At 54.2% G+C, this 17,599-nt stretch carries 16 protein-coding genes and 1 pseudogene; 15 read left to right on the plus strand and 2 right to left on the minus strand.

Annotated features, from left to right (window positions below; all coding sequences use genetic code 11):
• Positions 1 to 8 precede the first annotated feature (8 nt).
• The 7 genes from kdpC (at position 9) to J1G48_RS15620 (ending at position 8,774) form a co-directional block, all read left to right on the plus strand.
• Positions 9 to 593, plus strand: a complete 585-nt coding sequence (kdpC, locus tag J1G48_RS15590; RefSeq protein ID WP_001518103.1) for a potassium-transporting ATPase subunit KdpC — start codon at positions 9 to 11, stop codon at positions 591 to 593.
• Positions 590 to 3,274: a two-component system sensor histidine kinase KdpD gene (kdpD, locus tag J1G48_RS15595; RefSeq protein WP_000997469.1), complete on the plus strand. Its 2,685-nt coding sequence runs from the start codon at positions 590 to 592 to the stop codon at positions 3,272 to 3,274. Before kdpC ends, kdpD begins: the two co-directional genes overlap by 4 nt.
• A complete protein-coding gene (gene kdpE / locus J1G48_RS15600) occupies positions 3,271 to 3,948 on the plus strand; it encodes a two-component system response regulator KdpE (protein WP_000186059.1) in 678 nt (225 codons plus the stop codon). Before kdpD ends, kdpE begins: the two co-directional genes overlap by 4 nt.
• Before the next feature lie 277 nt (positions 3,949 to 4,225).
• Positions 4,226 to 4,330, plus strand: a complete 105-nt coding sequence (speFL, locus tag J1G48_RS15605; RefSeq protein WP_015632840.1) for a leader peptide SpeFL — start codon at positions 4,226 to 4,228, stop codon at positions 4,328 to 4,330.
• A gap of 379 nt (positions 4,331 to 4,709) precedes the next feature.
• A complete protein-coding gene (speF, locus tag J1G48_RS15610; protein WP_001292402.1) occupies positions 4,710 to 6,908 on the plus strand; it encodes an ornithine decarboxylase SpeF in 2,199 nt (732 codons plus the stop codon).
• Positions 6,905 to 8,224, plus strand: a complete 1,320-nt coding sequence (gene potE, locus J1G48_RS15615) for a putrescine-ornithine antiporter (protein ID WP_000042658.1) — start codon at positions 6,905 to 6,907, stop codon at positions 8,222 to 8,224. The genes speF and potE overlap by 4 nt, the downstream gene beginning before the upstream one ends.
• Before the next feature lie 64 nt (positions 8,225 to 8,288).
• Positions 8,289 to 8,774 (plus strand): pyridoxamine 5'-phosphate oxidase family protein, encoded by a 486-nt coding sequence (locus J1G48_RS15620; RefSeq protein ID WP_000070056.1) that lies wholly within the window; start codon positions 8,289 to 8,291, stop codon positions 8,772 to 8,774.
• Positions 8,775 to 8,888: 114 nt separating this feature from the next.
• On the opposite strand, the gene pgm is transcribed toward J1G48_RS15620, so the two are convergent.
• Together pgm and seqA are read right to left on the minus strand one after the other, a co-directional pair.
• Positions 8,889 to 10,529 (minus strand): phosphoglucomutase (alpha-D-glucose-1,6-bisphosphate-dependent), encoded by a 1,641-nt coding sequence (gene pgm / locus J1G48_RS15625; protein ID WP_000974381.1) that lies wholly within the window; start codon positions 10,527 to 10,529, stop codon positions 8,889 to 8,891.
• Positions 10,530 to 10,553: 24 nt separating this feature from the next.
• Positions 10,554 to 11,096, minus strand: a complete 543-nt coding sequence (seqA, locus tag J1G48_RS15630; RefSeq protein WP_000848395.1) for a replication initiation negative regulator SeqA — start codon at positions 11,094 to 11,096, stop codon at positions 10,554 to 10,556.
• 184 nt (positions 11,097 to 11,280) lie between these two features.
• Between seqA and ybfF the strand changes: the two genes are divergently transcribed.
• From ybfF to tcuB, 8 genes and pseudogenes are all read left to right on the plus strand, one after another.
• Positions 11,281 to 12,051: an esterase gene (gene ybfF / locus J1G48_RS15635; protein ID WP_000773245.1), complete on the plus strand. Its 771-nt coding sequence runs from the start codon at positions 11,281 to 11,283 to the stop codon at positions 12,049 to 12,051.
• Positions 12,052 to 12,184: 133 nt separating this feature from the next.
• Positions 12,185 to 12,478, plus strand: coding sequence for a LexA regulated protein (gene ybfE, locus J1G48_RS15640; RefSeq protein WP_001040939.1), 294 nt, complete (start codon positions 12,185 to 12,187; stop codon positions 12,476 to 12,478).
• Positions 12,479 to 12,628: 150 nt separating this feature from the next.
• Complete coding sequence (fldA, locus tag J1G48_RS15645) at positions 12,629 to 13,159, plus strand: flavodoxin FldA (RefSeq protein ID WP_001018621.1); 531 nt, start codon at positions 12,629 to 12,631, stop codon at positions 13,157 to 13,159.
• Positions 13,160 to 13,362: 203 nt separating this feature from the next.
• A pseudogene (locus J1G48_RS15650) lies at positions 13,363 to 13,448 on the plus strand (ryhB-regulated fur leader peptide).
• Positions 13,441 to 13,893 carry a ferric iron uptake transcriptional regulator gene (gene fur, locus J1G48_RS15655; protein ID WP_000131700.1) on the plus strand — a complete coding sequence of 151 codons (453 nt, stop codon included), beginning with the start codon at positions 13,441 to 13,443 and terminating at the stop codon, positions 13,891 to 13,893. The pseudogene J1G48_RS15650 and the gene fur overlap by 8 nt, the downstream one beginning before the upstream one ends.
• 114 nt (positions 13,894 to 14,007) lie before the next feature.
• Entirely contained in the window at positions 14,008 to 14,934 is a 927-nt protein-coding gene (tcuR, locus tag J1G48_RS15660; protein WP_000423371.1) for a tricarballylate utilization LysR family transcriptional regulator TcuR, read from the plus strand.
• A 97-nt stretch (positions 14,935 to 15,031) separates the two neighbouring features.
• Positions 15,032 to 16,435, plus strand: a complete 1,404-nt coding sequence (tcuA, locus tag J1G48_RS15665; protein WP_000228709.1) for an FAD-dependent tricarballylate dehydrogenase TcuA — start codon at positions 15,032 to 15,034, stop codon at positions 16,433 to 16,435.
• Positions 16,422 to 17,561: a tricarballylate utilization protein TcuB gene (gene tcuB / locus J1G48_RS15670; RefSeq protein WP_000811134.1), complete on the plus strand. Its 1,140-nt coding sequence runs from the start codon at positions 16,422 to 16,424 to the stop codon at positions 17,559 to 17,561. The genes tcuA and tcuB overlap by 14 nt, the downstream gene beginning before the upstream one ends.
• Positions 17,562 to 17,599: the final 38 nt, after the last annotated feature.

Below are 17,599 nucleotides of genomic sequence, written 5' to 3' on the forward strand. Positions count from 1 at the left end.
GGTGTATGATGATCGGTTTACGTCCTGCTTTTTCGACAATGTTATTTCTGCTGTTATTGACCGGCGGCGTGTATCCGCTTCTGACCACGGCGCTGGGGCAGTGGTGGTTTCCCTGGCAGGCTAATGGCTCGCTGATTCATAAAGACAATGTGATACGCGGCTCAGCGCTTATCGGACAATCGTTTACCGCCGCGGGTTATTTTCATGGCCGGCCCTCCGCCACCGCCGATACGCCTTATAATCCACTGGCGTCGGGCGGAAGCAACCTGGCCGCCAGCAATCCCGAACTGGATGCGCAAATACAGTCCCGCGTCGCCGCGCTACGCGCCGCTAACCCCCAGGCGAGTTCCGCGGTTCCGGTTGAGCTGGCGACGGCCTCGGCAAGCGGGCTGGATAATAATCTGACGCCCGGCGCCGCGGCATGGCAAATCCCCCGCGTGGCGGCGGCTCGCCAGCTTCCCGTTGAACAGGTCGCGCAACTGGTTGCAGAATATACGCACAGGCCGCTGGCGCGCTTTCTTGGGCAACCGGTGGTGAATATTGTTGAGCTTAATCTGGCGCTGGATGCGCTACAGGGACACAGAGCGAAATGAACGACGAACCCTTGCGTCCTGATCCGGATCGCTTGTTGGAACAAACGCCCCCGCCCCACCGGGGGAAGTTGAAAATTTTCTTCGGCGCCTGCGCAGGCGTCGGAAAAACCTGGGCGATGCTGGCGCAAGCGCAGCGGCTGCGAGCGCAGGGGCTGGATGTGGTGATCGGCGTGGTAGAGACGCACGGCCGTGAAGAGACCGCCGCACTACTTGACGGGCTGACCATTCTGCCGCCAAAACGTCACTCGCACCGGGGGCGGCAAATTCGCGAATTTGACCTGGATGCCGCCCTCGCCCGGCGTCCGGCGCTGATTTTAATGGATGAGCTGGCGCACAGTAACGCGCCTGGCTCACGCCATCCTAAGCGCTGGCAGGATATTGAAGAGCTGCTGGAAGCGGGAATCGACGTTTTCACCACCGTGAACGTACAACATCTGGAAAGTCTGAACGATGTGGTGAGCGGCGTCACGGGGATTCAGGTGCGCGAAACCGTCCCCGATCCCTTTTTTGATGCCGCTGATGAAGTCGTACTGGTCGATCTGCCGCCCGACGATCTGCGCCAACGGCTCAACGAAGGTAAAGTGTATATCGCCGGTCAGGCGGAACGCGCTATTGAACATTTTTTCCGCAAGGGCAATCTGATCGCCCTCCGCGAGCTGGCGCTACGCCGGACAGCCGATCGCGTGGACGATCAGATGCGCGCCTGGCGCGCGCATCCGGGCGAAGAAAAAGTATGGCACACCCGCGATGCGATTTTACTGTGTATCGGGCATAACACCGGCAGCGAAAAACTGGTGCGTACCGCGGCGCGTCTGGCCTCCCGGCTCGGCAGCGTCTGGCACGCCGTCTATGTCGAAACGCCAACGTTACACCGCTTACCGGAAAAACAACGGCGGGCTATTTTAAGCGCGCTGCGCCTGGCGCAGGAGCTTGGCGCGGAAACCGCCACCCTGTCCGATCCCGCCGAAGAGAAAGCGGTCGTGCGCTATGCCCGCGAGCATAATCTGGGGAAAATCGTCATGGGCCGCCCGGCGTCGCGACGCTGGTGGCGACGTGACGCTTTCGCCGACCGTCTTGCCAGGCGCGCGCCGGATCTCGATCAGGTGATCGTCGCGCTGGAAGAGCCGCCAGCCCGCGCATTGGCGCAAACGCCTGATAACCGTCCTTTTAAAGAGAAATGGCGTGGGCAGATTCAGGGCTGTCTGGTCGCCGTGGCGCTTTGCGCCATCACCACGCTTATCGCTATGCAGTGGCTTGTCACCTTCGACGCCGCCAATCTGGTGATGCTCTATTTGCTGGGCGTAGTGGTGATTGCGCTGCTTTACGGGCGCTGGCCGTCGGTGGTGGCGACGGTGATTAACGTGGCGAGTTTCGATCTCTTTTTTATCGCGCCACGCGGTACGCTCGCCGTTTCGGACGTGCAGTATCTGCTGACTTTTGCCGTGATGCTGACGGTTGGTCTGGTGATTGGCAATCTTACTGCCGGGGTGCGCTATCAAGCGCGCGTCGCCCGTTATCGGGAACAGCGTACCCGTCATTTATATGAAATGTCTAAAGCGCTGGCCGTCGGGCGTAGTGAACATGATATCGCCGCGACCAGCGAGCGGTTTATCGCCTCGACGTTTCAGGCGCGCAGCCAAATTTTATTACCTGATGCTAACGGTAAGTTGCTGCCTCTCACCCACCAGCAAGGCATGACGCCGTGGGACGACGCAATTGCGCGCTGGAGTTTTGATAAAGGCCAGCCTGCCGGCGCAGGCACCGATACCCTCCCTGGCGTGCCTTATCAAATCCTGCCGCTGAAAAGCGCCGATAAAACGTACGGTCTGGCTATCGTCGAACCGGGTAATTTGCGTCAGTTAATGGTGCCGGAGCAGCAACGCCTGCTGGAAACATTTACTCTGCTTGTCGCCAACGCGCTGGAACGACTGACGCTGACCGCCAGCGAAGAACAGGCGCGTCTCGCCAGCGAGCGCGAAAGTATTCGCAACGCTCTGCTGGCGGCACTGTCGCATGATTTACGCACGCCGCTGACGGTATTGTTCGGCCAGGCGGAAATTTTGACGCTGGATTTAGCCAGCGCAGGATCGCCCCACGCGCGTCAGGCCAGTGAAATCCGCCAGCATATTCTCAACACCACCCGGCTGGTGAATAATTTGCTGGATATGGCGCGTATTCAGTCCGGCGGGTTTAATCTTAAAAAAGAGTGGCTGACGCTGGAAGAGGTCGTCGGGAGCGCGTTACAGATGTTAGAGCCGGGTTTATTGCATCCGATTACATTGTCGCTGCCGCAACAGTTAACGCTTATCCATGTCGATGGCCCCTTATTTGAGCGCGTCCTGATCAACTTGCTGGAAAACGCCGTTAAGTACGCCGGGCCGCAGGCCAGTATCGGCATTGATGCTGCGGTTAAGGACGATCGTTTACAACTGGATGTCTGGGATAACGGGCCGGGTATTCCTGCGGGGCAAGAACAGAAGATTTTCGATAAGTTCGCCCGCGGCAACAAAGAGTCCGCCGTCCCCGGCGTGGGGCTGGGGCTGGCGATTTGCCATGCTATCGTAGAGGTACACGGCGGCACGCTTACCGCCTATAATCGACCGCAGGGCGGCGCCTGTTTCCGTGTTACGCTGCCGCAAGGAAAACCACCTGAACTTGACGATTTTCATGAGGATATGTGACAAACGTTCTGATTGTTGAAGATGAACAGGCCATCCGCCGCTTTCTGCGCGCCGCGCTGGAAGGCGACGGCCTGCGCGTGTATGAAGCTGAAACATTACAACGTGGTTTACTGGAAGCCGCCACGCGAAAGCCCGATCTGATTATTCTCGATCTCGGCCTGCCGGACGGCGACGGAATCGATTTCATTCGCGACCTGCGTCAGTGGAGCGCAATACCGGTGATTGTCCTTTCCGCCCGCAGCGAAGAAAGCGATAAGATTGCCGCGCTTGACGCCGGAGCTGATGATTACCTGAGCAAGCCATTCGGCATTGGCGAGTTGCAGGCGCGTTTGCGTGTCGCGCTGCGACGGCACGCCGCCAGCCCTAGCGCCGATCCGATCGTCCGTTTTTCCGGCGTGACGGTCGATCTCGCCGCACGGTTGATCCACCGTGGCGACGAAGAAATCCATCTGACGCCGATTGAGTTCCGCCTGCTGGCGGTATTACTCAATAATACCGGCAAAGTATTAACCCAACGGCAGTTATTAAACCAGGTCTGGGGGCCTAACGCCGTGGAGCATAGCCACTATTTGCGCATCTATATGGGACATTTACGCCAGAAACTGGAACAAGATCCCACCCGCCCACGCCATTTTATTACCGAAACCGGAATTGGCTATCGCTTTATGCCGTGAATAGCTATTCATTATTTTTAAATAACTTCTAATTTTTATGTCATTTATTTTCGGCGTCGCGAATAATTATTTTCGCGGCGATATTATATTTTATAGAGGATATAAAAAACATATAATTAACATTTAAGAAACAATCCGTTATTTCACAGCACGATATGCATAATCGCCGACTAATTATTTTTCAAATGATCGTTTTTTGTTGATCTGGTTCACAGATTGCTGGCACTTCCTGGATAAAATATCCATGCTTTCAATAAATCAATGAAAGGACCTCAAAATGGAAAATAATAATCGTTTTATGCCCCATATAAGGCGGACAACGCATATTATGATGTTTGCCCACCGTAATAGTTTCGACTTTCATTTCTTTAATGCCCGGTAGTTTTTCTGCTACGGGTACTTCAGCATACAGGTCTTTCCGACCCTTATGTCATTCAGGTCTATTGCCTAAATAACTCGAATTGTTAAAAGCGACAGTACGGTAATTCTTTTACACCAAGCCAGCTAACTATATAGTTTGACAGAAGAAATTCCGACTCAGCGCAATTTTAGTTATCGCGGTTTCTGCCTGTATATCGTAGTACTCAACTCCTTAAATCCTGAATTTCCTGCAACCGGACGGGTTGGGATTTATTACATCTAAAATAAAGCTAATTTACTGATTTTTTTATCAGCGGGATAGCTTTGATTTTTTCCGGAAGAATCAGTTTCTCATGCGAGAAATTGAGGGCCTGCTATTACCTGAAATAAAGAGATGAAAAATGTCAGAATTAAAAATTGCCGTTAGCCGTCATTGCCCGGATTGTTTTTCTACACACCGTAATATTGTAAATGTTGATGAGAGTCGTTTCATCGACGTGGCTGCCATCGTGTTATCCATCGACGACATTGAACACGGAAAACTCGATGAAATCGACGCAACGGGTTACGGTATTCCCGTGTTTGTTGCGACTCATGACGAAGGGCGCGTACCGCCTGAGTATTTGCCGCGTATCTCTGGTGTATTCGAATATAATGAATCCCGTACTGCCTTCTATGGTCGCCAGTTGGAAACCGCAGCAAGCCACTACGAAACGCAGTTACGTCCGCCGTTTTTCCGCGCGCTGGTGGATTATGTCAACCAGGGCAACAGCGCATTTGACTGCCCGGGACATCAGGGCGGCGAATTCTTCCGCCGTCATCCTGCCGGTAATCAGTTCGTGGAATACTTTGGCGAAACGCTCTTCCGCTCCGACCTATGCAACGCGGACGTGGCGATGGGCGATCTGCTGATTCACGAAGGCGCGCCTTGCATTGCGCAGCAACATGCGGCGAAAGTCTTTAACGCCGATAAGACCTACTTTGTGCTGAACGGGACCTCCTCCTCTAACAAAGTCGTACTCAACGCGCTGTTAACGCCGGGCGATCTGGTACTGTTTGACCGTAACAACCACAAATCTAACCACCACGGCGCATTATTGCAGGCGGGCGCAACGCCAGTTTATCTGGAAACCGCGCGTAACCCGTATGGTTTTATCGGCGGGATCGACGCTCACTGCTTCGAAGAAGATTACCTGCGCGAGCTGATTAGCGAAGTCGCGCCGCAGCGTGCCCGCGAAGCACGTCCATTCCGTCTGGCCGTCATCCAGTTAGGCACCTACGACGGTACCATTTATAACGCCCGTCAGGTCGTCGATAAAATTGGTCATCTGTGCGACTACATCCTGTTTGACTCCGCCTGGGTCGGCTATGAACAATTTATTCCGATGATGGCCGATTGTTCGCCGCTGCTGCTGGAACTGAACGAAAACGATCCGGGTATTCTGGTGACGCAGTCCGTTCACAAACAACAAGCCGGTTTCTCCCAGACCTCGCAGATCCATAAAAAAGATAGCCATATCAAAGGGCAATCGCGCTACGTTCCGCATAAGCGCATGAACAACGCCTTTATGATGCACGCCTCCACCAGCCCGTTCTATCCGCTGTTCGCTGCGCTGGACGTTAACGCCAAAATGCACGAAGGCGTCAGCGGTCGCAATATGTGGATGGATTGCGTGGTTAACGGCATCGATGCCCGTAAATTGATCCTCGAAAACTGTCATCACATCCGTCCGTTCGTACCGGAACTGATTGATGGTAAGCCGTGGCAGTCATACCCGACGTCAGAGATCGCCAGCGATCTGCGCTTCTTCCACTTCGTTCCGGGAGAACACTGGCATGCGTTTGAAGGCTATGCCGAACATCAGTACTTTGTCGACCCTTGCAAACTGCTGCTCACCACACCGGGCATTAATGCAGCGAGCGGCGAATATGAAGACTTTGGCGTTCCTGCCACGATCCTCGCCAACTTCCTGCGCGAGAACGGCGTTGTGCCGGAAAAATGCGACCTCAACTCCATTCTGTTCCTGCTGACGCCGGCAGAAGACATGGCGAAGTTACAACAGCTTGTCGCCCTGCTGGCTCGTTTCGAAAAACTGCTGGAAGCTGATGCGCCGTTAGCGGAAGTATTACCGTCCATCTACAAACAGCATGAAGCGCGTTATGCCGGCTATACCCTGCGTCAGCTTTGCCAGGAGATGCACGATCTCTATGCGCGGCACAACGTGAAACAGCTGCAAAAAGAGATGTTCCGTAAATCGCATTTCCCGAAAGTCAGTATGAATCCGCAAGAGGCCAACTATGCCTATCTGCGCGGCGAGGTCGAACTGGTTCGCCTGCCGGAAGCGGAAGGTCGTATCGCGGCTGAAGGCGCTCTGCCTTACCCGCCGGGAGTGCTGTGTGTAGTTCCGGGTGAAATCTGGGGCGGTTCTGTCCTGCGTTACTTCAGCGCCCTGGAAGAAGGGATCAACCTGCTGCCGGGCTTTGCGCCTGAACTGCAGGGCGTTTATATCGAAGAACACGACGGCCGTAAGCAGGTCTGGTGCTACGTCATTAAACCTCGTGACGCGCAGCGCTCCCTGCTGAAGGAGGAAAAATTATGAGTAAACCTAAATCCAATAAAATGGGTGTCGTGCAGCTCACAATTCTGACTATGGTCAACATGATGGGCTCCGGGATCATCATGCTACCGACCAAACTGTCTGAAGTCGGCACGATATCCATTATCTCCTGGCTGGTCACCGCCGTCGGCTCGATGGCACTGGCCTGGGCGTTTGCGAAATGCGGTATGTTTAGCCGTAAATCCGGCGGCATGGGCGGTTACGCCGAATATGCCTTCGGTAAATCCGGCAACTTTATGGCGAACTATACCTACGGCGTCTCGCTGCTGATCGCCAACGTGGCTATCGCCATCTCCGCTGTCGGCTATGGTACCGAACTGTTCGGCGCCGCGCTGACGCCGCTCCAGATCGGTCTGGCGACTATCGCCGTATTGTGGGTTTGTACCATCGCAAACTTTGGCGGCGCGCGTATTACCGGACAGATCAGTAGCGTTACCGTTTGGGGCGTCATCATTCCGGTTGTCGGCCTGTGCATCATTGGCTGGTTCTGGTTTAGCCCCAGCATGTACGTAGCGTCATGGAACCCGCACCATGTTCCGTTCTTTAGCGCGGTCGGTTCTTCCATCGCCATGACGTTATGGGCATTTCTTGGACTGGAATCCGCCTGCGCCAACGCAGACGTGGTCGAGAATCCGGAAAAGAACGTCCCCATCGCGGTACTGGGCGGTACGCTGGGCGCGGCGGTCATCTATATCGTTTCGACTAACGTGATTGCCGGGATTGTGCCGAACATGGATCTGGCGAACTCCACGGCGCCGTTTGGTCTGGCGTTTGCACAGATGTTCACGCCTGCGGTAGGTAAAGTGATCATGGCGCTGATGGTAATGTCCTGCTGCGGCTCGCTGCTGGGCTGGCAGTTCACTATCGCCCAGGTATTTAAATCCTCCGCTGACGAAGGCTATTTCCCGAAAGTCTTCTCTCGTGTAACGAAAGTCGACGCGCCGGTACAGGGGATGCTGATTATTGTGATTATTCAGACTGGCCTGTCGCTGATGACCATTAGCCCGTCGCTGAATAGTCAGTTTAACGTCCTGGTTAACCTGGCGGTGGTGACGAACATTATTCCGTATATTCTGTCGATGGCCGCGCTGGTTATCATTCAGAAAATGGCGAATGTGCCGTCATCAAAAGCGAAAGTCGCTAACTTCGTGGCCTTCGTTGGCGCCATGTATAGCTTCTACGCGCTCTATTCCTCCGGTGAAGAAGCCATGCTGTACGGCTCAATTGTGACCTTCCTCGGCTGGACGTTATACGGCCTGGTCTCACCGCGTTTTGAATTGAAAAATAAACACGGCTGATGGCGCGCCCGGGCTGCGGTAACGGTAGTCCGGGCATTTTCACTCTTTGAATAAGATAATAGAAATGAGTAATCCAGAACGGGAAGTCACTGATATAGCAGAAATACTGGCTATTCTCAGTAAACACGAAGTGTGTCGGATAGGGTTTAACGACAATCTCTGTCCGTATGTTGTCCCCGTAAATTTTGGCTACGAGTATCAGAACGGACGCTGGATATTTTATTTTCACGGCGCACGCACCGGGAAAAAGATGCGTCTGTTACGTAAGAACCCGGCAGTATGCATTGAAATGGACGGCGACCATGCATTACTACGTGCCGATGACCCCTGTGATTATAGCTACGCCTACACCAGCGTTTTCGCCACCGGACTGGCATCGATATTGCAAACACGCGAGGAGATGCGCTACGGCCTGGACGTCATTATGCGTCAGACCGATCCGGGAAAAACCTTCAGTTATCGGGAAGATATGATGAAAGCGGTTTGCGTGGTGCGTATTGAATGCGACGCCCTCACCTGCCGCCGACATCTGGCGACTCAGAGCGAATAAGTCAGATATCACAAGCGCCTTATCCGGCCTGGAGGCGGTTTACAGGCCTGATAAGCGCAGCGCCGTTAATACAAAAAAGGAGCCGTAAGGCTCCTTTTTCTTCCATATCGCCCATCAGGCGTTTTTCAATACTTCGCTAACGATTTCAACGGCTTCTTTCTCAATCTGCTTGCGATGTTCTTCCCCCAGGAAGCTTTCGCAATAGATCTTGTAAGCGTCTTCCGTACCGGATGGACGCGCGGCGAACCAGCCGTTGTCGGTCATTACCTTCAGGCCGCCAATCGATGCGCCATTACCCGGCGCTGCGGTAAGACGCGCGGTAATCGGGTCGCCTGCCAGCGTGCTGGCGCTCACCATTTCCGGAGACAGTTTAGACAATGCCGCTTTCTGGGCCGAGGTCGCTGCCGCCTGCAGACGGTTATAGCTCGGCGCGCCAAAACGCGCTGCCAGTTCATTGTAATGCTCTTGCGGGTTTTTCCCGGTAACGGCGGTGATTTCCGCCGCCAGCAGGCACATGATGATCCCGTCTTTATCGGTAGACCACGGCGTACCGTCGAAACGCAGGAACGAAGCGCCCGCGCTCTCTTCCCCGCCGAAACCAAAGCTGCCGTCGAACAAACCGTCAACAAACCATTTGAAGCCAACCGGCACTTCTACCAGCTTGCGTCCCAAATCATTCACCACGCGGTCAATCATCGCGGAAGAGACCAGCGTTTTACCGACAGCCACGTCTTTGCCCCACAGCGGACGATGCTGGAACAGATAGTTAATGGCGACCGCCAGATAATGGTTCGGGTTCATCAGCCCTGCAGGCGTCACGATGCCATGACGGTCGTAGTCCGGGTCGTTGGCGAAGGCCAGGTCAAACTTGTCACGCAGCGCCAGCAAACCCGCCATCGCACATTCGGAGGAGCAATCCATACGGATCGCGCCATCTTTATCAAGGTGCATAAAGCGGAAGGTTTGATCAACCTGATCGTTAACTAACGTCAGGTTAAGTTTGTAATGCTCAGCGATACGTTTCCAGTATTCAATACCGGAGCCGCCCAGCGGATCGACACCCAGCGTCAGACCGGCTTTCTGAATCGCCGCTATATCAACGATATCCGCCAGCCCTTCGACAAACGGCTGTACCAGATCTACCGCTTTAACGTGGCCCGAGGCCATTGCCGCATCCAGAGAGATGCGCTTAACGCCTTGCAGGCCGCCCGCCAGCAGCGCATTGGCACGATCTTCTACCACTTTAGTGACGTTGGTATCCGCCGGGCCGCCATTGGGCGGATTATATTTAATACCGCCATCTTCCGGCGGGTTGTGCGACGGCGTAATGACAATACCATCAGCCAGCGGGCCGCCTTTTTTGTTATGGACCAGGATAGCATTTGACACGGCAGGCGTTGGCGTAAAGCCATTATTTTCCTGCACGATAACGTCTACGCCGTTTGCCGCCAGCACTTCCAGCACGGAAATGAAGGCCGGTTCCGAGAGCGCATGGGTGTCTTTCCCCACATAGCAGGGGCCGGTAATGCCATTTTTCGCCCGCTCTTCAGCAATCGCCTGGGCGATCGCCAGAATATGCGGTTCGTTGAAACTGTGACGACCTGCGCTACCGCGATGGCCGGAAGTGCCAAATTTCACGGCATGTTCTGCATTCCCTGCCTCCGGTTTCAGTACATAATACTGCGCCGTCAGTTGGGCGACGTTAATCAAATCACTCTGTTGCGCGGGTTGTCCTGCGCGGTTGTGGATTGCCATTGCCTGGTCCTTCTAATGCAAGGATTAAATTGTTCCGCAAACCTTTTCAATCAATTCCGCCGGGAATTGCATTGACTGCATGATGTGTTCGATCATGCTGCATTTACGGCCGGTGTTGGTGTTGGTGATCACCCAGTACGGCGTGCCGGGAACGTGCTTAGGTTTAGTTTGATTCCCATTTTTCAGCAGCGTTTGTTCATCCGCCGCAAAATAGACGCGCGTGCGGCCATGCAACGACTCCGTCGCCTCCGCAAACGCGTGGTGATCCAGTGAATAGAGTGTAGTCAGAATCAGCATAAAGCGGTTGACCGCTTTTTTCTGCTCGGCATATTCGTCAGACAACAACAGCTCACGCATCGCGCGAACTTTGTCTTTTACCGGGTTAACCGGTTTCGCTTCGGCAACGGGTTGCGCCGCAGGCGTCCCCTTCACCGCTGAAGCCGTTGGCTGTGTCGTGGCGGAAAACTTCAACATACGCCGTAAAATGTCGGATGCGCTCTCGCCGATATGCTTGGTGTGGCTGGCAATATAGCTATAGAGTTCATCATCAACTTCAATCGTTTTCATCTTAATCCAGTGCGATGTCTTTGCTGAATACAAGTCATTGGGATTATAGGAACAAATCCCAACAGCGGATAGCGTTAAGCCCGGCTGACAAAAAAACTCGGAGTAAACCTTAGAGGTTGCAGCCCAGTGGCAGAATGGTCAACATAATACCCTAACCCGACAGAGCGAAAAAAAGAACTTTGCCATGAAATTAAACATCCGAGCGCAATCTGCACAAAACCTGCACAATAATTCCCCCATCGTTCTCGTTCATGGTCTGTTTGGCAGCCTGGACAACCTCGGCGTACTGGCGCGCGATCTGGTGACCGATCACGACATTATTCAGGTCGATATGCGCAATCATGGTTTATCGCCGCGCGATCCGGTCATGGATTATCCGGCAATGGCCCAGGATCTTCTGGATACGCTTGACGCGCAGCAGATTGAAAAAGCGACGTTTATTGGTCATTCCATGGGCGGAAAAGCGGTAATGGCGCTGACGGCGCTGGCGCCCGATCGCATCGATCGTCTGGTCGCGATTGATATCGCCCCCGTGGATTATCACGTTCGCCGCCACGATCGCATTTTCGCGGCCATTAATGCCGTCAGCGAATCCGACGCGACATCCCGCCAACAGGCGGCAGGGATTATGCGCCAACACCTCAACGAAGAAGGCGTGATCCAGTTTCTGTTAAAATCCTGGGCTGAAGGCGAATGGCGTTTTAATGTTCCGGTATTATGGGAGCAGTATCCGCATATCGTCGGCTGGGAAACCATTCCGCCCTGGGAACATCCGGCGCTGTTTATTCCAGGCGGTAACTCGCCGTACGTGACCGAAGCGTACCGCGACGCGCTGCTGGCGCAATTCCCTTTGGCGCGCGCGCATGTGATCGCCGGCGCGGGCCACTGGGTACATGCCGAAAAACCAGAGGCGGTTCTGCGCGCCATCCGCCGTTATCTGCACGATAAACGCTAACTGATTAAAAACTCATCGCCTGTGCGCGATTACGCGCGCGGGCGTTGGCGTCGCTTCCTCGCTGATGTATGATGGCGCGCTATCCATCCGGGCATAAGCCTGGCTGATTGTTTCCCCCGAAGTCACCAAAATCATGGCCAAAGAACAAACGGACCGTACGACATTAGATCTGTTCGCGCACGAGCGTCGCCCGGGACGACCTAAAACGAATCCGCTTTCGCGCGATGAACAGTTACGCATCAACAAGCGCAACCAGTTAAAACGCGACAAAGTTCGTGGCCTCAAGCGTGTCGAATTAAAACTCAACGCACAAGCGGTTGACGCGCTGAATGAGCTGGCCGAAGCGCGCAACATTAGCCGCAGCGAGCTCATTGAAGAAATATTAATGAAGCAGCTTATGGCGCTGCGCGGCCAGGGTTTAGTCTGAAAATAAGTTTTGTTTCATATTTCGTGTAGCAGAGCGTGCAGTCCCGCGTGATTGCTGTTTCCGCATATCTGCCTGTTCTGCTATGATTGCCCTTATCCGTGGGCAATTCGCCACCACCATTTCAATAAGTTTCAAGAGGTTATTTTACTCATGGCAATCACTGGCATCTTTTTCGGCAGCGACACCGGTAATACCGAAAATATCGCAAAAATGATTCAAAAACAGCTTGGTAAAGACGTTGCCGATGTGCATGACATTGCAAAAAGCAGTAAAGAAGACCTGGAAGGGTATGACATTCTGCTGCTGGGCATCCCAACCTGGTACTATGGCGAAGCGCAATGTGACTGGGATGACTTCTTCCCGACTCTCGAAGAGATTGACTTTAACGGTAAGCTGGTGGCGCTGTTTGGCTGTGGCGATCAGGAAGACTACGCGGAATACTTCTGTGATGCGCTGGGCACGATTCGCGACATTATTGAGCCGCGCGGCGCCACGATTGTGGGTCACTGGCCAACTGCAGGCTATCATTTTGAAGCCTCTAAAGGTCTGGCTGACGACGATCATTTTGTCGGTCTGGCGATTGACGAAGACCGTCAGCCTGAACTGACCGCCGAGCGTGTTGAAAAATGGGTTAAGCAAGTTTCGGCTGAATTGCACCTCGACGACATCCTCAACGCCTAATCTTATGCGGCGCAGCGTTATATCTGCGCCGCATCAATAGACAAGACCAATCAAAATAATTGCTACAAATTTGTAACTTTCGCACCCATCCCTGTACAATGTCCGGGTGTAATCAGGTGGCGCCAGAATTTGCAGGCAAAACCACAGTTTTATTAACATCTGCGAGAGACTTGCGGTTTTCATTTCGGCATGGCAGTCCTATAATGATACGCATTATCTTGAGTGCAATTTCTGTCACTTCTCTAATGAAGTGAATCGCTTAGCAACAGGACAGATTCCGCATGACTGACAACAATACCGCATTAAAGAAGGCTGGCCTGAAAGTAACGCTTCCTCGTTTAAAAATTCTGGAAGTTCTTCAGGAACCAGATAACCATCACGTCAGTGCGGAAGATTTATACAAACGCCTGATCGACATGGGTGAAGAAATCGGTCTGGCAACCGTATACCGTGTGCTGAACCAGTTTGACGATGCCGGTATCGTGACCCGCCATAATTTTGAAGGCGGTAAATCCGTTTTTGAACTGACGCAACAGCATCATCACGACCATCTTATCTGCCTTGACTGCGGAAAAGTGATTGAATTTAGTGATGACTCTATTGAAGCGCGCCAGCGTGAAATTGCGGCGAAACACGGTATTCGTTTAACTAATCACAGCCTCTATCTTTACGGCCACTGCGCTGAAGGCGACTGCCGCGAAGACGAGCACGCGCACGATGACGTGACTAAATAAGTGTAAATCTTTCGAAGAGCCAACCGCCCGGTTGGCTTTTTTATATCCTCCTCTTTCCTGCCGCTTGATGTTGATTTAATGTAAAAAACGCTATCGCATCTCAGGAGAGCAGGAATGGAGCTTCGCCAGTTACGCTATTTCGTGCGTATTATTGAAACCGGCAGTATGGGCAGCGCCGCACAGGATCTTGATATTGGCGTTTCAGCATTAAGTCAACAGATGTCCCGTCTGGAAAACGAGCTTGCCATCCGTCTGCTGCAGCGCACTTCGCGCGGCGTAACGCCAACCAACGCCGGGCTGGCCTTTTATTCGCAGGCGCAACTCGCCCTGCGTCATGCCGACGACGCAATTCTCGCCGCCAGAGAAGCGCGCCTTTCCGGTCATGTGAGCGTAGGAATGGCCCCCAGTACCGCCTCCATACTGGGTATACCGTTTATCCATGCCATGCAGGAAAACTATGCCGATGTTCGACTGCATGTGGTGGAAAGCTTGTCCGGTAATCTGGAAAGAATGATCAATACCCGCCAGATTGATTTAGCCGTTGTCTTTCAAAAAGATAAAATCCTGCGCTGGAGCGCCAGACCGATCCTTGAAGAACAGCTTTTTCTGATTGGCTCCCATGCCCTGCTGGCGGCGCTTCCTGATAACCCGATCACACCTGAACAACTGGCAGGCATTCCGCTCATTATGCCAAGCCAGGGACATGGGCTGCGCGGCAGGCTGGACGCTGTCTGCCAGGAACATGCGCTTAACGTTGAGATCGTCGCGGAAATTGACGGTCTGGCGTTGTTGATGCGCGCCGTGCGCGACGGTCTTGGCGCCACGTTGCAGCCCGGCGCGGCGATTTCTCATCTGGATAACGACGCGCTACGCGTGATCGGCGTCCATAATCCGGTACTCAGCCGCCCCAATTTTTTAGTCAGCCTGTCGGATGATGAACTGACGCCCGCCGGCCTTGCCGCCAGAGTAGTCCTTACCAAAGTTATGCGTCAGTTAGTCGACGCCGGTGAATGGCCAGGCGCAACCCTTTACGCTTACTAAACCCCTGTTTAGCGCTACCTGATAGCGCGCCGCTTATTTATCCGTATACATTTCAATTACAAATTTAACAAATAGTTAAATGGTACGGGAGTATAAGATGGTTGATGTACTGGTGATAGGTGGAGGCAATGCCGCATTATGCGCCGCCCTGACCGCACGGGAAGCGGGCGCATCGGTTCTGCTGCTGGAGGCTGCCCCGCGGGAATGGCGCGGCGGAAATTCTCAGCACACACGAAACCTGCGCTGTATGCATGATGCGCCGCAGGATGTGCTGGTAGAAAGCTATCCTGAAGAGGAATTCTGGCAGGATCTGTGGCGAGTCACCGACGGCAACACCAACGAGGCGCTGGCGCGGCTGGTCATTCGCACCTCTTCGCAATGCCGCGACTGGATGCGCAAACATGGCGTTAACTTTCAACCGCCGCTATCAGGTGCGCTCCACGTTGCGCGCACCAATGCGTTTTTTATGGGCGGCGGGAAAGCGCTCGTCAATGCCTATTACCGTAGCGCCGAACGGCTGGGCGTACAGGTTCGCTATAACACGCCGGTTCACGCGCTTGAACTTCATGACGGCGAATTCGTGGCGGCGCTGGCGGGTAGCGAACGGATTACCGCCAAAGCCTGCGTATTAGCGGCTGGCGGTTTCGAATCAAACCGTGAATGGCTGCGGGAGGCCTGGGGAGAAAACGCCCGCGGCGAATGGCCCGCGGATAATTTCCTGATTCGCGGCACGCGTTTTAACCAGGGCGTATTACTCAAATTTATGATGGATGCCGGCGCGGATATCATTGGCGATCCGTCCCAGTCGCACTGCGTAGCGATTGATGCCAGGGCGCCGCTGTACGACGGCGGTATTTGTACTCGCGTGGATTGCGTATCGCTGGGTATTGTCGTGAATCGCGACGCCGAACGTTTTTATGATGAAGGCGAAGATTTCTGGCCGAAGCGTTACGCCATTTGGGGGCGGCTGGTGGCTCAACAGCCAGGACAAATTGGCTATTCGATTATTGACAGCAAAGCCATCGGCCACTTTATGCCGCCGGTTTTTCCTGGCGCGCAGGCCAATACGCTGGCTGAGCTGGCCTGCCAGTTGGGGCTGGACGCGGAAAAATTTACCCATACCGTCACGCAGTATAACCAGGCCTGCCAGCCCGGTCATTTTGATCATACCTTGCTTGATGACTGCGCCACTAAAAACCTGACGCCGGCGAAAACCCACTGGGCGCGCCCGCTTGATGCGCCGCCCTACTACGGTTATGCGCTGCGACCCGGCATCACGTTTACCTACCTGGGTCTGAAAGTCAATGAACGTGCCGCGGTGCATTTTGCCGGTCATCCAAGCCGCAACCTGTTTGTTGCCGGCGAGATGATGGCAGGAAATGTACTGGGCAAGGGGTATACCGCAGGCGTAGGCATGTCTATCGGCACAACCTTTGGCCGCATTGCGGGAATAGAAGCCGCCCGCGCGGCGCACAAGGAGGCGCAGCATGAAACAGCTTGAAAAATTAATCATTGAGGCCACCGTGCTTACCGAACCGGAAGCCGAGGTCGAACGCGTCATGCAAGTGTGTAACGCGTGTCGCTACTGCGAAGGTTTTTGCGCGGTATTTCCGGCGATGACCCAGCGGCTCGAATTCGGTAAAGCCGATATTCATTATCTGGCGAATTTATGTCATAACTGCGGCGCCTGCCTGCACGCATGCCAGTATGCGCCGCCCCATGAATTTGCCATTAACGTGCCGAAAGCGATGGCGCAAGCCCGCCTGGAGACGTATCAACAGTATGCCCAGCCCGCCGCTTTTGGCGCGTTATACCGCCGGGCGGGGATCACCGTCGCGCTGGCGCTGATAGTCGGTCTGACGCTCTTTTTATTACTGGCGATGGCGCTGAAAGGGTCGCTGATTCATCCGCCGCTGGCCGGTGACTTCTATCAAATTTTTCCGCATAGCCTGCTGGCATGGATGTTTGGCTCAGTTTTTGTGCTGGCAATCGGTTTGCTTATGGCGGGCGTAATTCGCTTCTGGCGTGAGATCTCGCCGGGCGTACCGCGTTCGGCAGAGATTGCGGAAGCGTCGCACAATGCGTTAACGCTGAAATATCTCGACGGCGGTCACGGCAAAGGCTGTAACGAAGCGGACGATGCGTTCACGCTGCTGCGCCGTCGCTTTCATCACTTTACCTTTTACGGTTTTATGCTCTGTTTTGCCGCCACGGTCGTGGCGACGGGCTATCACTACGTCGCCGGTTGGGAAGCGCCCTACCCGTTTTTTAGCCTGCCGGTCATGCTCGGCACGCTGGGCGGTATCGGTCTGCTTATCGGCCCGGCCGGGCTACTGTGGCTCAATCTGCGGCGGTCGCCGTTACATGGCGATGCGCGCCAGAAACCCATGGATCGCGGCTTTATTCTGCTGCTGTTCTTAACCAGTCTGACCGGGCTGGCGCTGCTGGCAGGCAGAGACACCAGCGGAATGGGCATACTGCTGGCGCTCCATTTAGGCGTGGTGATGGCGCTCTTTCTCACCCTTCCCTACGGAAAATTCGCCCACGGATTTTTCCGCTGCGCGGCCTTACTCAAATGGGCAGTTGAGAAGCGACGCGGAAAACATGCGGGGGATACAGGCAACTGACCCGCAACATCTTACCCATAAAACAATAAAGACAGTGG

Origin of the sequence: Salmonella sp. SAL-020 (assembly GCF_017372215.1) — a bacterium.
Taxonomy (GTDB): domain Bacteria; phylum Pseudomonadota; class Gammaproteobacteria; order Enterobacterales; family Enterobacteriaceae; genus Salmonella; species Salmonella enterica.

Coding starts and splice junctions, on each gene's coding strand:
- kdpC (WP_001518103.1), top strand. CDS start 9: ATGATCGGTTTACGTCCTGCTTTTTCGACAATGTTATTTCTGCTGTTA.
- kdpD (WP_000997469.1), top strand. CDS start 590: ATGAACGACGAACCCTTGCGTCCTGATCCGGATCGCTTGTTGGAACAA.
- speFL (WP_015632840.1), top strand. CDS start 4,226: ATGGAAAATAATAATCGTTTTATGCCCCATATAAGGCGGACAACGCAT.
- speF (WP_001292402.1), top strand. CDS start 4,710: ATGTCAGAATTAAAAATTGCCGTTAGCCGTCATTGCCCGGATTGTTTT.
- potE (WP_000042658.1), top strand. CDS start 6,905: ATGAGTAAACCTAAATCCAATAAAATGGGTGTCGTGCAGCTCACAATT.
- J1G48_RS15620 (WP_000070056.1), top strand. CDS start 8,289: ATGAGTAATCCAGAACGGGAAGTCACTGATATAGCAGAAATACTGGCT.
- pgm (WP_000974381.1), bottom strand. CDS start 10,529: ATGGCAATCCACAACCGCGCAGGACAACCCGCGCAACAGAGTGATTTG.
- seqA (WP_000848395.1), bottom strand. CDS start 11,096: ATGAAAACGATTGAAGTTGATGATGAACTCTATAGCTATATTGCCAGC.
- ybfF (WP_000773245.1), top strand. CDS start 11,281: ATGAAATTAAACATCCGAGCGCAATCTGCACAAAACCTGCACAATAAT.
- ybfE (WP_001040939.1), top strand. CDS start 12,185: ATGGCCAAAGAACAAACGGACCGTACGACATTAGATCTGTTCGCGCAC.
- fldA (WP_001018621.1), top strand. CDS start 12,629: ATGGCAATCACTGGCATCTTTTTCGGCAGCGACACCGGTAATACCGAA.
- fur (WP_000131700.1), top strand. CDS start 13,441: ATGACTGACAACAATACCGCATTAAAGAAGGCTGGCCTGAAAGTAACG.
- tcuR (WP_000423371.1), top strand. CDS start 14,008: ATGGAGCTTCGCCAGTTACGCTATTTCGTGCGTATTATTGAAACCGGC.
- tcuA (WP_000228709.1), top strand. CDS start 15,032: ATGGTTGATGTACTGGTGATAGGTGGAGGCAATGCCGCATTATGCGCC.
- tcuB (WP_000811134.1), top strand. CDS start 16,422: ATGAAACAGCTTGAAAAATTAATCATTGAGGCCACCGTGCTTACCGAA.